Origin of the sequence: Parabacteroides sp. 20_3 (genome assembly GCF_964238835.1) — a bacterium.
In the GTDB taxonomy this organism is placed as follows: Bacteria; Bacteroidota; Bacteroidia; order Bacteroidales; family Tannerellaceae; genus Parabacteroides; species Parabacteroides distasonis.
The window spans coordinates 496,805-511,472 of the sequence record NZ_CAXSNO010000003.1 but is presented as its reverse complement, the minus strand read 5'-3'; the positions used below and the strand labels follow the sequence as shown (position 1 = coordinate 511,472).

The 14,668-nt window shown below is 45.0% G+C and carries 14 protein-coding genes; 8 read left to right on the top strand and 6 right to left on the bottom strand.

Annotated elements, in window-relative coordinates:
* Positions 1-45 precede the first annotated feature (45 nt).
* Complete coding sequence (uvrA, locus tag ACESPU_RS08880; protein ID WP_005863345.1) at positions 46-2,829, bottom strand: excinuclease ABC subunit UvrA; 2,784 nt, start codon at positions 2,827-2,829, stop codon at positions 46-48.
* A 206-nt stretch (positions 2,830-3,035) separates the two neighbouring features.
* On the opposite strand from uvrA, the gene ACESPU_RS08875 reads away from it, so the two are divergent.
* From ACESPU_RS08875 to ACESPU_RS08850, 6 genes are all read left to right on the top strand, one after another.
* A complete protein-coding gene (locus tag ACESPU_RS08875) occupies positions 3,036-4,565 on the top strand; it encodes a glycoside hydrolase family 10 protein (protein ID WP_005859910.1) in 1,530 nt (509 codons plus the stop codon).
* An 11-nt stretch (positions 4,566-4,576) separates the two neighbouring features.
* Positions 4,577-5,431: a helix-turn-helix transcriptional regulator gene (locus ACESPU_RS08870; protein ID WP_005859912.1), complete on the top strand. Its 855-nt coding sequence runs from the start codon at positions 4,577-4,579 to the stop codon at positions 5,429-5,431.
* Between the two features lie 132 nt (positions 5,432-5,563).
* Positions 5,564-6,139, top strand: coding sequence for a DUF5119 domain-containing protein (locus tag ACESPU_RS08865; protein WP_009275253.1), 576 nt, complete (start codon positions 5,564-5,566; stop codon positions 6,137-6,139).
* Complete coding sequence (locus tag ACESPU_RS08860) at positions 6,136-7,167, top strand: DUF5119 domain-containing protein (protein WP_057326111.1); 1,032 nt, start codon at positions 6,136-6,138, stop codon at positions 7,165-7,167. The genes ACESPU_RS08865 and ACESPU_RS08860 overlap by 4 nt, the downstream gene beginning before the upstream one ends.
* Positions 7,168-7,220: 53 nt before the next feature.
* Positions 7,221-8,177 carry a fimbrillin family protein gene (locus ACESPU_RS08855; RefSeq protein ID WP_057319154.1) on the top strand — a complete coding sequence of 319 codons (957 nt, stop codon included), beginning with the start codon at positions 7,221-7,223 and terminating at the stop codon, positions 8,175-8,177.
* A gap of 945 nt (positions 8,178-9,122) precedes the next feature.
* A complete protein-coding gene (locus ACESPU_RS08850) occupies positions 9,123-9,533 on the top strand; it encodes a hypothetical protein (RefSeq protein WP_005863355.1) in 411 nt (136 codons plus the stop codon).
* A 94-nt stretch (positions 9,534-9,627) separates the two neighbouring features.
* Here ACESPU_RS08850 and ACESPU_RS08845 read toward each other — a convergent pair whose 3' ends face one another.
* Entirely contained in the window at positions 9,628-10,356 is a 729-nt protein-coding gene (locus ACESPU_RS08845) for a nitroreductase family protein (RefSeq protein WP_057326109.1), read from the bottom strand.
* Between the two features lie 55 nt (positions 10,357-10,411).
* Positions 10,412-11,101 (bottom strand): type 1 glutamine amidotransferase domain-containing protein, encoded by a 690-nt coding sequence (locus ACESPU_RS08840; protein WP_158532908.1) that lies wholly within the window; start codon positions 11,099-11,101, stop codon positions 10,412-10,414.
* A gap of 225 nt (positions 11,102-11,326) precedes the next feature.
* On the opposite strand from ACESPU_RS08840, the gene ACESPU_RS08835 reads away from it, so the two are divergent.
* Positions 11,327-11,608: a hypothetical protein gene (locus ACESPU_RS08835; protein ID WP_227154242.1), complete on the top strand. Its 282-nt coding sequence runs from the start codon at positions 11,327-11,329 to the stop codon at positions 11,606-11,608.
* A gap of 286 nt (positions 11,609-11,894) precedes the next feature.
* On the opposite strand, the gene ACESPU_RS08830 is transcribed toward ACESPU_RS08835, so the two are convergent.
* Together ACESPU_RS08830 and ACESPU_RS08825 are read right to left on the bottom strand one after the other, a co-directional pair.
* Positions 11,895-12,401, bottom strand: a complete 507-nt coding sequence (locus ACESPU_RS08830) for a DUF3868 domain-containing protein (RefSeq protein WP_121956061.1) — start codon at positions 12,399-12,401, stop codon at positions 11,895-11,897.
* 12 nt (positions 12,402-12,413) lie between these two features.
* Entirely contained in the window at positions 12,414-12,974 is a 561-nt protein-coding gene (locus ACESPU_RS08825) for a DUF3575 domain-containing protein (protein WP_005863367.1), read from the bottom strand.
* A gap of 152 nt (positions 12,975-13,126) precedes the next feature.
* Between ACESPU_RS08825 and ACESPU_RS08820 the strand changes: the two genes are divergently transcribed.
* Positions 13,127-14,257 (top strand): clostripain-related cysteine peptidase, encoded by a 1,131-nt coding sequence (locus tag ACESPU_RS08820; protein ID WP_048927035.1) that lies wholly within the window; start codon positions 13,127-13,129, stop codon positions 14,255-14,257.
* A gap of 102 nt (positions 14,258-14,359) precedes the next feature.
* Here the strand turns inward: ACESPU_RS08820 and ACESPU_RS08815 are convergent, their stop codons facing one another.
* Positions 14,360-14,638, bottom strand: coding sequence for a hypothetical protein (locus ACESPU_RS08815; protein ID WP_048927034.1), 279 nt, complete (start codon positions 14,636-14,638; stop codon positions 14,360-14,362).
* Positions 14,639-14,668: the final 30 nt, after the last annotated feature.

Here is a 14,668-nt window from a genome sequence, read left to right as displayed (position 1 = left end):
AATATTCGGGCAGGAGCTATTTACATTTGTCTTTATATCGTCTCTTTATAACTTATCCCTTAAAAACCTACCGGTATAGGATGCCTCGCAAGCCGCTATCTCCTCCGGTGTGCCGGCACAAACCAGCTGTCCGCCGGCCTTTCCGCCTTCCGGTCCTAAATCGATCACATAATCCGCACATTTGATCACATCCATATTATGCTCGATAATTACCACGGAGTGACCTTTCTCGATCAAGGCATTGAAAGCTTTCAACAAAGTCTTGATATCATGAAAATGTAAACCGGTCGTAGGCTCGTCGAAAACGAACAAGGTAGGTTGCTGCTTCTCTTGGCCTAAGTAATAAGCCAGTTTCACACGTTGGTTCTCACCACCGGATAAAGTGGAGGAAGTCTGTCCCAGCTTGATATAGCCCAAGCCCACGTCTTGCAGCGGTTTCAAGCGTTTCACGATCTTCTTTTCTTGGGAGCCGGAACCTTTCTCGAAGAACTCGATCGCTTGATTCACGGTCATTTCCAACACATCGTATATGTTAGCGCCTTGATACTCTACATCCAATACATCCTGCTTGAAGCGTTTACCGTGGCAAGCCTCGCATTCCAAGGTGATATCCGCCATAAACTGCATCTCTACCGTGATCTTGCCCTCGCCCTTACATTCCTCGCAGCGACCTCCTTCTTTATTAAAGGAGAAATAGGCGGCGTTATATCCCATCTGTTTCGCTAGGGGCTGCTCGCCGAATAGTTTACGGATCTCGTCGTAAGCACCGATATACGTCACGGGGTTCGAGCGAGAACTCTTTCCGATCGAGTTCTGGTCTACGAACTCGATCGCCTGAATCATATTCAAATCTCCACTGATACCGGAGCAATCCACGGTCAGGCGGGCGGCATCATCCAAATGACGTTTCACGCCCTCGTAGAAGATATCACGAACCAAGGAGCTTTTACCCGAACCGCTCACACCGGTAACCACCGTCATCACGTTCAAAGGAAACTTCACGTCCACACCCTTTAAGTTATTCTTCCGAGCCCCTGTCACTTCTATATAATTATTCCACGGACGCCGATAAGGCGGGATCTCGATCTGATCCTCTCCCGTCAAATAACGTACCGTGTGGCTATCGGTACATTTCCGGAGGTTATTCACATCGCCTTGATAAACGACCTCGCCCCCCAAACGCCCTGCTTTCGGACCGATATCGATGATATAATCCGCCGCACGGATAATCTCCTCATCATGCTCCACCACGACCACGGTATTCCCCAAGGCTTGCAACTGTCGCAATACCTTGATCAACAAATCCGTATCCCGGGAATGCAGACCGATACTCGGCTCATCCAAAATATACAACGAACCCACCAAGCTACTACCCAACGAGGTAGCCAGATTGATACGTTGGCTCTCTCCTCCGGATAAAGAGGCCGAGAGGCGATCTAAAGCCAGATAACCCAACCCCACATCCAACAGGAATTGCAAGCGATTATTGATTTCCGTGAGCAAACGTTTAGCGATCGCCGCATCCGTCTCGTCTAGTTCCAGTTGATCAAAGAAAGCCTTTGCCTCCGAAACCGGCATCGTTACCAGCTCGGCGATATTCTTACCACCCACTTGCACATACAGCGCTTCCGGCCTCAAGCGACTCCCCTTACAAACCGGGCAAGTCGTCTTTCCCCGATAGCGGGCTTGCATCACCCTGTATTGTATCTTATAAAGATTCTCTTCCACGAACTTAAAAAAATCGTCGATGCCGTGTAAACCTCTCGCCCCATGCCACAACAAATCTTTCTCTTTCTGTGTCAAGTCGTAATACGGGCGGTGGATCGGGAAGTTATATTTCTCGCTCTTCACGATAAAGTCTTTCAGCCATTCCCCCATCACCTCACCTTTCCAGCAAACCACGGCTCCTTGGTAGACAGACAAACTTTTATCGGGCACCACCAGATTCTCATCGATGCCCAGCACCTTACCGAACCCCTCACAAGTCGGACAAGCGCCCAACGGATTATTAAAGCTAAACATCATATCGGTAGGCTCCTCGAATATCATGCCATCCGCCTCAAACTTCTTCGAGAATTCCTTCACGACTACCCCTTCCTCCGTATAAATACGGATCAAACAGGTACCATGGCCCTCAAAGAAAGCGGTCTCGGCCGAATCCGCCAAACGGCTTTTCAAGGTCTTATCGTCCGATACCGTCAGGCGGTCCACCAACAACTCGATCGGGTAAGACAGTAACTCCTCGCTGGCCAGTACCTCCGAGATACGATATACCGTATCATTCACCGACAGACGGGCATATCCTTCTTTCCGCAAGATCTCCAGCTGTTCCTTCATATCCCGGCCTTCCGGCAAGACAACCGGGGCGAATACGGCAAAACGAGTCCCCTCGGGGTATCGCATGACCTCCTTGACAATATCGCTCACCTGATGTTTTTTCACCTCGGTGCCGGAAACCGGCGATATCGTCTTCCCGACGCGAGCATATAACAAGCGTAAATACTCATAAATCTCGGTAGATGTACCGACCGTGGAACGCGGATTACGGGTATTCACCTTCTGCTCGATAGCGATAGCCGGCGGTATTCCCTTAATATAGTCGCATTCCGGCTTACTCATCCTCCCCAAGAACTGGCGGGCGTAAGCGGATAAACTCTCTACATACCGACGCTGTCCCTCCGCATAAAGGGTATCGAACGCCAACGATGATTTTCCACTCCCCGACAGCCCGGTTATCACCACCAGCTTGTCCCTCGGAATCTCTACATCTATATTTTTCAAGTTGTTGACACGTGCCCCCTTGATGAAAATCGAATTGCTCTCAGACATATTACCTTTATCTTTTTCTTTAACGCAAAGATAGCCAAAACTAACCGATTCTGCCTTATCTTCATCGAACTAATTCACACAGTTAGACAGGGTGTGCCTCGTCTCTACTGCCAAGTAAATAAAATAACAAGGGTGAAATATTTCATATTTACAGGGAATCTTCTACATTTGTTGAAAATTTCATAGACAAACACAGCAAGGCACCCATGTATATTAAATATTTTCGCTTCTTAGTAGCGATTCTCTTTTGTGCGATAACCTCATGTTCTACGGTTCGCGAGAAGCCTCGTCCGGCTACGAGTACGGGCAAGGAGGCCAAGCGAGAGTTTAGGGGAGCATGGATACAGACCGCTTTTCAAGGCGAATACAAGGATATGACTCCCGCCCGGATGAAAAAAGACTTCATCCGCAAGCTTAATTACCTGCAAGCATGCGGCATCAACGCCATCATCTTTCAGGTGCGCCCCGAGGCGGACGCTTTCTATAAATCCGATATCGAGCCGTGGAGCCGCTTCTTCACCGGAGAGCAAGGCGTAGCCCCGGCAGGTGAGTTCGACCCGATGGCCTTCCTGATCCAAGAATGCCATAAACGGAACATGGAGTTTCACGCTTGGTTGAATCCTTACCGGGCGAGCACGGCGGGAAACACCCGTTTCGCCGATTCCCACATCTATCATAAGCATCCCGAATGGTTTGTCACCTATAATAAACAAATCCTTTTCGACCCGGGATTGCCGGAAAGCCGTCAGTTTATCTGCCGGGTAGTGCGTGATATCGTCGGCCGTTACGACGTGGACGCTATCCATATGGACGATTATTTCTATCCCTATCCCGCAGCGGGTATGCCTTTCCCGGATGATAACAGCTTCCGGAAATACGGCTTGCGAAAAGGATACAGCGAGGCGCAAAGGAACGATTGGCGCCGGGAGAACGTGAATACCCTGATCCGGGAATTGAAACGTACCATCCTGCTCACCAAGCCTTGGGTACGCTTCGGTATCAGTCCCTTCGGCATCTACCGCAACAAGAAAAGCACCGCAGACGGATCGGGTAGCAATACCAACGGTCTGCAAAACTACGACGACCTCTACGCCGATATCACCTATTGGGTACAGCAAGGTTGGATCGATTATAACATCCCCCAGATCTATTGGGAGATCGGACACCCGGCAGCAGATTACATCACGCTTATCAAATGGTGGGACAAAAACGCCAACGGAGGTCATTTATATATCGGGCAAGACGTGGCCCGCACCATGAAAGCGGACCAATTAACCCGCAAGATGCGTTACGAGCGTGCCTTGCCTCACGTGAGCGGCAATTGTTTCTGGCCCGCCAATGAGATTCTATGGAACAACAAGGGCGTAGCCGACAGCCTGAAACGGAACTACCACCGTTACCCGGCCCTTATCCCGGCCTATACCCATATGCATAACCGTCCGCCAAAAGACGTAAGCAAGCTAAAGACCGAATGGACACCTAAAGGCTTCTTGTTACATTGGCAAGCGGAGCAAAGCCCCACGAATCCGGAGCTAGCCTCCTATTTCGTGGTCTATCGCTTTAACGACAAGGAGCCGATAGACACGAGCGATCCCTCGAAGATCGTGGCTATCACCCGGGAAACCGGCTACTTGATGCCTTACGAGAAAGGTAAGGTAAAATATCGCTATGTAGTGACCGCCGTAGATCGCTTTCACAACGAGAGCGAGGGCAAGACAAAGAAAGTAAAATTATAAAGACACCAATTATGTTAACCGACCATCGCTGCACCAAATATACCGACTGTTCCTCTTGTAGTTTCTACCAGAGGGACATATTCAAGTATCGTCTTTATCCGAAAGGGTACGTGATCCCTCAGACAAGATGCATGCAGAACATGGTCTTTTTCCTAGTCAAGGGAGAGATCTGGCTGAACAGCGAGGAGCACCCGGACACCACGTTCCGGGGCGGACAGTTCGTATTGCAACCGATCGGCTCGAAAGTGGAGTGCAAGGTACTCGACTACACCGAATGTATCATCTATCTCTTCGAGCGTCCGCAAAACATATGCGACAATCGTTTCAACAAAGGCATCTCCATCGTGGAGAACGAACGCCAGCAGCCCATCGTAATGACGATGGTCCCGCCGATACAACTCTTCATCGAGGGCATGAAGCTTTACCTCAACGATGATTTAAGATGCTCCGGACTGATGCAAGCCAAACGCTCGGAGATGGTCTACTTGCTGAACTGCTACTACCCCATCAAGGAGCTAGCCGCCTTTTACGCCCCGATTTACCGGTATAGCCACAGTTTCCAGTATTTCGTGATGCAGAACTACCAGAAGGCGAAAGACGTGGAGACCTTCGCCCAATTGGGAGGCTACAGCGTACCCACCTTCCGCCGTATCTTCAAGGATACGTTTGGAGAGCCCGCTTATCAATGGATGCTGAAACGCAAATGCCAAGACATTCATAACGACCTTATCATGACAGAGCTTTCCATATCCGAGATTTGCTACAAGTATGGCTTTGAATCGCTTTCTAACTTCTCGCACTTCTGCAGGGCTAATTTCGGCCAATCTCCCCGCTCTGTCCGTTCTCTAAAGGATGAAAATACATAATATTCAATGATTTTTTTTAAATCTCTCAACTTTTGCAACTCTTTGGACAAAAATAACAATTCTCCCCTTTAGCATTCCCTATACATTTGCGTCCAGAAGATCAATCATAATTGATTTTCAAAGATAAATAAAATGTATAGGTACAATAAGACAAGTATTATCTTAAAGATCTCTATCGCAGTTTTATTCATTATCGGCATGGTGCTGGAATGTAGTTGCGAGAGATCCGAGGAACCGGAGAAAAGAGGCACGGGCTACATCACTTGCACCCTTCGTTGGGATAGCGTGGTAGCAGGTTCCCCGGTACCGGAGAAACTTCGCTATTGTATCTACCCGTCGGAGGGCGGGCCGATGATACAGACGGATGGGAACGCCAATGGCATCACCCTGTTCTTACCACCGGATAAATATAATGTATTGGTTTTCAATTACGACGCGAAAAACATAGGTTTTCGTAATATGTCGAAGTTCGAGGAAGCGGAAGCATATATCTCCTCTCTAGAGGATCTGGAGGCATGTCAAGACGAGGTGATCCCGTTATATGTCGCCACGATCCGTTCGGTAGAGGTTGAGGGGGACACGGAGAAGCATAAGGAATTGACCTTGTCGCCGTTTTTCCTATCGAAGGACAGTTCCTTGAATCTAAGCAATGAAAGGAAAGGGATCGCAAACAATATCAACGGGCTAAAGAAAACGAGTATCCGATGAGAGAGAGCCGGTTATTTATCATCTTGATCTCGCTTGTCATGGGATTGGCGGGATGCTCGAAAGAGACTATGATCGGCGAGTATGTAGACCGTTGCGCGGTGCGCCTCGACATAGATTGGGGTCCTTGCGGTATCGACCCGGATGGTATGACCGCGCTCTTTTACCCGGTCGATGGAGGGGAGCCAAGCCGTTTCCTTACCAACACGGTGACGGGCGACGAGGTGCGATTGAGGAAAGGGATCTATAACGTAGTGGTATTTAACCAAGCGGCCGAAGAATACAGTTATCTCACGATCGAAGGTCAAGATCAATACAGCACCCTGCGGATCGTGATGAAGACGACGGATAGCGATTGGTACACGCCCACCGAGGGAGAGCGGCTGATCTACGATCCGGAACCTTTAGCGGTAGCTACATTGGAGGGTTTTGAGGTGACGCAAGAGATGGTACGGGCGAACCTTAAGGAGGGAAAGGAGTTTTCCTTGGCTTGCCGGCCCGAGAAGGTAATCTTTACGGCTCATCTGTCTTTAGAGATAAAAGGATTGCATAATGTACGGACAGCGAGGGGATCGATTAAAGGGATGGCGGATACATATTGGATAGCGGATAGAAAGACCGGGAGTAGCGTAGCGACGCAACTCGTGGACTTCTCGGAAAAGACCTTTCACGAGAACTCAACGACCGACGGTATCTTATCCGGCTCTTACTTGACACTCGGCAGGCCGAACGTCACATCGAAGGCCACGGACGAGACCAGCAATTTGCTTACGCTCTCCATCTTATTGGTCGATAACAAAACGGTCATTACGAAGCAATATGATATAGCTCCACGTGCCGCGATCAATAATGAGACGAAAGAGGTGAAAGTGGTGCTGGGTACGAAAATTGATCCCGATAAGGAAGAAGTTCCCGAGGATATTCCTTTGGAGCTGCCAAACGTGGAGCCGGAAAAGAATGGCGGCGAAGGGGGATTCGACGCAACAGTAGACAATTGGGGAGATGAGACGAATATCGTAATCCCCGCATAACTATAGAATGATAAATAGTAACAACATAAAACAACATTAAAAGACTAAACATTATGAAGACAAATTTATTCATCGCAGCATTAAGCCTAGTAGTATTGGCGGGCTGCTCAAGCGAAGACGAGGTTGGCACATTAGTAGCTAAGAGTGATAATGCGATTAATTTCACTACTTATGTAGGGAAACAGACAAAAGCCGCAGTAGAAGAAAATACTTTAACTGCCAATACTAAATTCGGAGTTTTTGCCTATCACACTAAAGATGCAACATGGGAGAGTTCCAAAGCTACTGCCACGCCAAACTTTATGTTTAATCAAGAAGTAACCTTTGATGGAACAAATTACACCTATTCTCCTGTTAAATACTGGCCTAATGCTGAAAAAGTTTCATTCATTGGATATTACCCATTTCCTACAGAAACTAATGGAGTATCTGTAAGTTCTGACTTCACAAACCAATCAACAGGTTTACCTAAAATAGAGTTTACTATACCTTCTTCAGAGAATGGAGTTACAGATCTTTTAGTGTCAACCGTAGCTAATGATAAAAGTAAAGAGACAGTTTCTCTTACCTTTCAACACGTCCTATCTAAAGTCAAATTCTCAGCCCAAACAATTGCAGAGGGAAGTACTGTGACTATCAATACTATCACGTTAACCGGCATCAAGAACGGTGGAACATATGATTGTGCAGCAGGAACATGGACTTCTTCAACTACAGATTTAAATAATACTATTACTGCTGATCAAGCATATTTAATGGTACCTCAATCAATAGAAAATGCAAAGGTAGCTATTACATATACTGTTACAACTACAGATAGTAATCTTAATGAATCTGTCACATTTAATGGCGAAGCAAAAGACATAGCTCTTAAATATGGTTCCGTTACACAGTGGGACAAAAATAAAGTATATAATTACACTATAGATGTTAGCTTAAGCGATGTTCAACTAAGCGCAACTGTTAGTCCTTGGGATACTACAGAGGAAAAACCAGAAATTAATAAGTAATAAATAAATCAATGAGGCTGCATCAAATATAACTATCATATTGTATTATTTGATACAGCCTCATAATAGAAACAACTTAAGCAGTTTCTTTTACTCTTACAACAAGATAATCACAAAGACTTTTTATCAGCAAAACAAGTTCCATTCCATCTTTTTGCTCAATATAAGCCATATATCGTAACAATCCCTTCCCCCCACAATCACGAAACAACACCAAAGGCATCCCCATAAACCGCCTTTTACCTCTCAAAAGTACCCCTTTTCACACACAATAGGTCGCGTTAGGCAACACATATAGTCGCGTTAGGCATCGTAAGCGGCCAAGAATAGGGTTATAACCTATTAAGAACGGCGTCGTAACCCAATGATTTCCCTATCGTAACCCTATGGAATCGCCCAAACATCCGGCAAAACAGGAATTATGATGAATTAATTTCGCTAGAATAAAAGTCCATTTTTCGATAAGTAGCTATAAGGCAAACCTTTGCTGTTTTTTTCTTGCGTATTTGGAAGCGAGACGTACATCCGCCCGAAATAATCGACTCTCACGGACTTCCGTTTACATTTTGTCAAAATGTCAATCTGCGAGGAAACTTCTCCCCACATAGCATACGGATATCAATTATTCTTCCTATATTTGCGATAATCCCTCATATCTAAGCGTAGGTCACTGAAGGAGGACATAAGTTAACGAAGAGCGTTTAAAGATATTATCCCGTATTGAAATCTGGACAATTTCATATCCATGGATAATAGACAATAAACGCTCACGTCGGTGCTATATTTACCAGTAATCGCTCTGGACGATATAACAGCATGGCGTGGGCTATTGTTTATTACATGGATAGGGCCGTCCAGAGCCTCAATACGGTAATATCAATAGTTTCCACGCTTCTGTATTTTTAGCCCGGCAACCGATGGAGACAGGTTGCCCTTATCCATTAAATGAAGACGATCCTCCTGTTACCCGTCTTGTCGCTATGGCTCCTGCTTGCCACGCAAGCCCATGCCCAAGTCTATCACCTACATTTATCCGACAACACTTGCCGGATAACAGAATGCGTTGATACTCCACAAGGCGTCAAGCCCTTGGGTCAGACATGGAAAGGAAACACCTTCCATGATCGTTTCACGCTAGATTTCGATCGCGCTATCTTCACGTGGGAAAAGGAAGGAAAAGAGACGTATGCCAACAAGATCATCAACCACACTGCCAAATACGCTCACCACTCATTCTCCACGGAGCAGATTACCGCCAACCTCACCATCAACAGCCATCGGGCCGTCCTTCAACTTATCCACTTTCAGAATGGCCAATGGATACAAGTCACTTATTTTTGCGAGATAGGGAATTAACGGCTCATGCGAACATCTACAACATCTACCACTTATACTTGATATTTGTACTTTTTATTTGTGAGTGAAAATTCCAGCCTTAAAAAAGGAGGCCTTAAAGTTTACGATAAACATCTTCAAAAGGTACTCTGCAACGTTCTCCCCAAATGCCTTTATTTCCATCCCGTATCCCACAAGGAATAGCCATGTTTATTTCAGCACCATGAGGTAGTTTCAATGTCCTTTTTAGCCGACGGCTGTCCAGCCCTTCTAAGGGACACGTGTCATAGCCTTCGTTTGCCATCGCAATCATAAACGTTTGTGCGGCAAGCGCACAGGATTTATGGGCTGTCACACGTATGTCATTCTCGGAAACTTCAAGCATCATAGGACGGAAAATACTGATTATATTAGCCAACAATTTCCTGAGCAATCCGAGAATACCGAAGAACCGGGCATAAACAAAGGGCATCAATATACCGTAATATATTTCCCGATCCTTAATACGTTTGTCCTGACGTTCTTTAGGACTGTAATGACGAATGTTCTCCCGTTCAAAATTGAGTACGAATCGCGCATGTTTCTTGTACCAGTCACGCCGAACCACAAAAATGACAATTTGTGAAGCGGTAGAAGCCGCTTTCTGACCAAGGCAGTCCCTTGAAATTTTTGCCAATAATTCAGGTTCTGTAATATGGTAAAATTCCCATAATTGCATATCAGAACTGTTAGGAGCCAATGTAGCCAGTTCCAAACAATGTTTTACCTTTTCCGTATCTATTGGTTTTTCTTTATCATACACCCGTACAGAACGACGATGATGAAGGACTTCATCTAAATTCATAATGATACTGATTTGAATTAAACATTTATTCCCAGCTGATTACTTCAGCCATTTATTATTGTGCTTTATTTAATTGCCGCATAACGACCTTCGCCATTTCTTTAGAACTGAACGGGTCCTGCCCAGTAATCAGATTATTATCTACAACTATTTTTGAAGTCATAGGTATCAATGCTTTTTCATAATCCGCTCCTCTCTCTTTCAACAACGCTTCAAGATCAAAAGGCACGTCTTCTTTTCTTCTGGCAAGACTTTCCTCAAACCAACTGAATCCCGTCAGCTTTTTGCCTTTAATCATATATTCGCCATTGGATAGTTTGACATTCAACAACCCACTGACCCCGTGGCAGATGGCCGACACTATCCTCCCACTTTCATCCTGTTTCCTTACGATAGTCTTTAAAGCTTCATTGTCAGGAAAGTCATACATCGCACCGTGTCCGCCGGCTAAATAGACACAATCAAACTGTTGTTCCAACAGGTTATCCAAACTGTTTGCATGATCCAACAGCTTTTTGAATTCTGGCTTTTCCCAATACTTTTCGGACATTTCATCTAAAAAAATTGGTTTTAAACTTTCGGGATCAATGGGAGTATAACCTCCTTTCGGATTGGCTACCGTTATGTCATAGCCGCTTTCTTTTGCACTATGATAGATATGAGTAAACTCACTAAGCCATAATCCGGTCGTGAGTTTCCCATTGGCAAAAGTCCCTGTGCTAGTAACTATTATTAAAATCTTCATGATAATCAAATTATTGATTCATATTCTTTAAAAGAAAACATACACATGGATAGATTGTTTTTCAGAATATGGAATCTTTAACATAATCCGAAAATATGAAAACCTGCAAATCCTTTCAAATGCTATCTCTATCCACCAGCATTCGATAAGGAGAAATTACCGATCCCTTTCCTATTACCTCCGGGAGGAAGCAATTTGATGAATATCGTTTCCATGATGCCCAAGTTGAAAGAAGAATTAAGAGCTATTTTCAACGACTATGGCTTGAAATATGTCTTCGATACCAATAGCCAGGAGATTAAAGTAATGAAAGAAAAGAAACCGGGAGAGATATTTTTAATTCCATTTCATTCCATAGCCGATACCCTGCAGCGTATGATTTTCTACAAAGCGGCTATTGAAAGTAACAGTGAGTCCGCATTAGTTTTTGAAGAACCGGAAGCCCACTCATACCCTCCTTTCATATCAAAGGTAACGCAGGATATTATCCAATCGGACAGAAACTAGTTTTTTATAACGACACACAGTCCTTATGTGGTTAACGACTTTCTGGAATTACCGAGTGACAAACTTGCCATTTACCTAGTTGACTTCAGGAATGGGGAAACTTTCGTGAAAAGAGCCAGTGACACAGAAGTACAAGAAATGTACGAATATGGCATCGAGCTATTTTTCAACACCGAAACATAGCGAAAGATACAGAACACATTGCAGGCGCAAGCCCATACCCAAGTCTAACGCCTACGCTTATTCGACAGTACTTGCAGGATAACGGAATGCGTTAAAAACTATTTTACGGAATGTCCAAATGTTCTGTCAATACGTTTACGAATGTTCGTAATGGCGCACCTTCATAATTATCCAACTCCCCAACCAAGATCAGAGCGGCGTTCTTCATCCATGGGTGGTATGGAATGGATAGTTCATAGGGGATTTCCCTGATCAGTTCCGGGGTGTTCTTGATTACCGTATAAGCGTCGCCATCGGCGGCTTTCTTGCCTTCGAAAACTAAGGTACGGTCGTACATTTTTTGCTTGTTTGCCCCGTTTAGTACTACCGGGGCCATGACTACGGAATCTCTGTCGCTACGCAACATCGGCATCAAGGACAGGGTTTGATATCGTCCCACGGAGAGTCCGCAGACACTGATCGTTAGGTCTAGACGCAAGGAGTTGCCCTCCCGCTCGATGCGGTTTTGCTTCACGGAGACTTGCCCCCGGTAAGATTGTATAGGCACCTGCGCTCCTGCCGGAAGAACAAGGCCGATCACAAGCAAGCATATATAAATGAATGTCTTCATAGATTTATCTCTTTATTTGATGATGTAAACGATACTGATACCCGCCTTTGTTAATCCCCAATACTCGTTGCGGAACTTGCCGATAGGCGCATCTCCTCTAGGAAAAGCGTACTTATCATATTCGAAATGCAAGTATCCGAAACCCGCCGTGAACTCCACGTTCCAACGGGGCGACACGTATAACTGATAACCATAAGAGATACCGCCGCCATAAGCGTTACCGTTATAACTATTCTTTTTCTCCATCCCATACAGGAGCTTCAAACCGGCGAAATCGTAATCCATATACTGGGCATGAACCCCGAAGAAATGTCCGTTGAAACGCTCGTGTATCCAGTAGCGCGCCTCTGGTTGTATCATCCAATGCTTAAAGGACTTATCGCTCGAGAATGTCCAACCGTTATAATACCCCGATGCCTCAACCGACCAATGCTTGTTGAACGCGACCTCCGCCCCTACGTTCGGCGTAGTGATCGCATCATAAAGCACATTGGTCTTCACGGCCACGACCTGTCCTTGAATATCCATAAAGGTTGACAAAAGAAATACTAACAGTAAATATAGTTTATTCATATCTCCCGGTTCATTAGGTTTGTTTATTTAAGAGACAAAACCGTACAAATATAAATATTATTTATCAGTTCATTTGTACGTTAACTTATATAATATCCATGATTTACGGATGAAAAACGTTATCTTTGTAAAATAAATCCAGAATATGACTCATGAAGGCTAAATATATCGTGATTTTTTTCCTGTCACTCCTTTCGTTTGTCGCTTGCGATAAAGAGGAGGTCGTTATCCCTACTACCGCCCCTCGTACGGTTCTTATCTATTTCGCGGGGGATAATAGCTTGAGTGGATACGTGAGCCAAAACCTGAGGGCGATAAAGGAAGGGATTGAGCGAGATGGATTGAACAACGGCAATTTGTTGATCTATACGGATAAGCAGAACGAGGCTCCCCAGCTTTTTCAATTAAAGCTGGAAGCGGATACCATCCGGCAGATCGTGCTCGAGACCTACGACTCGAACCAGAACTCGGCCTCTACCGAGACGCTGACGCAAATAATCGACAAGGTACAAAAGGAATATCCGGCGGATAGTTACGGGTTGGTGCTGTGGAGTCACGGAACAGGATGGCTGCCTTCTGATATCTATAGTTATTTGCGTTCCTTCGGGCAAGACGGGAAAAATAATTTCATGGAGATCAATGATCTGGCCTCCGCTTTATCGAAGTATCATTTTGATTTTATTTTGTTCGACGCTTGTTATATGTCGTGTGCCGAGGTAGCTTACGCTTTCCGGGGATGTGCGGATTATATTATCGGCTCGCCAACGGAGATATTGGCGAACGGCTTCCCTTATCAATCGATAATGGGGGATATGTTCAAGAAAGAAGCTGATGTGGTGGGGATAGCGACAAAGTTTTATACGTATTATCAAAGTGAGGCAGGAACGATCTCGGTCATGAAAAGCGATGAGTTGGATGAATTGGCTGCTACTTGCCGTACCCTATTCCATGATAAGACGGAAAGAGATCTTTTCGCCGTACCCGTTAGCGAATTGCAGATCATGGAGTATTTGACGCCGAATTATCATGCCTTATATGATTTTGATGATTACGTGAGCCGTCTGGCCACGGAAGAGCAATATAACGCATTCAAGCGGAGCATGGAAAAGGCGGTTATTTACAAGGCTACTACACCCAAGGCGGTTTACGCTTATCCGTATCCGTATGGAAGCTATCTGCCGGTCAATAAATATAGCGGCTTATCTATCTACATCCCCCAAGAAGCCTTGCCCAAACTAAATGAGTGGTACAAGGATCTTGAGTGGTATAAAGCGGTCTATTAATCACCTCTTATCCAACGCTTTCCGCGAGGAGTGTGAAGAAATAGTAAGATACTCCCTGCTATTGCAGCAACAATTGTAAAAAACACAGCCACTACTATCATACTAATCTATTTTAAGTATTAAACTTCCAATATATGCGAACCATACGGTAGCAACTAAGCCAACTCCAAAAATATACCAAATGATCAAAGGTATAGTATCAACATATGATAACCTTTCCCAATTACCTATATTAAAGAAAGCTCCACCTAATCCCAACACTAAAGCCGCAAATGTCAACTTTGACAGGTCAAAGAAATACTTCGCGATATTCTCCCTCCGTATCTTCACTAACTCTCGTGCCTCTTTATTCTTTTCTCTCCTTCTTTCAAAATCACTCATGACAAAAATAGTATTTATATTTCACATCCC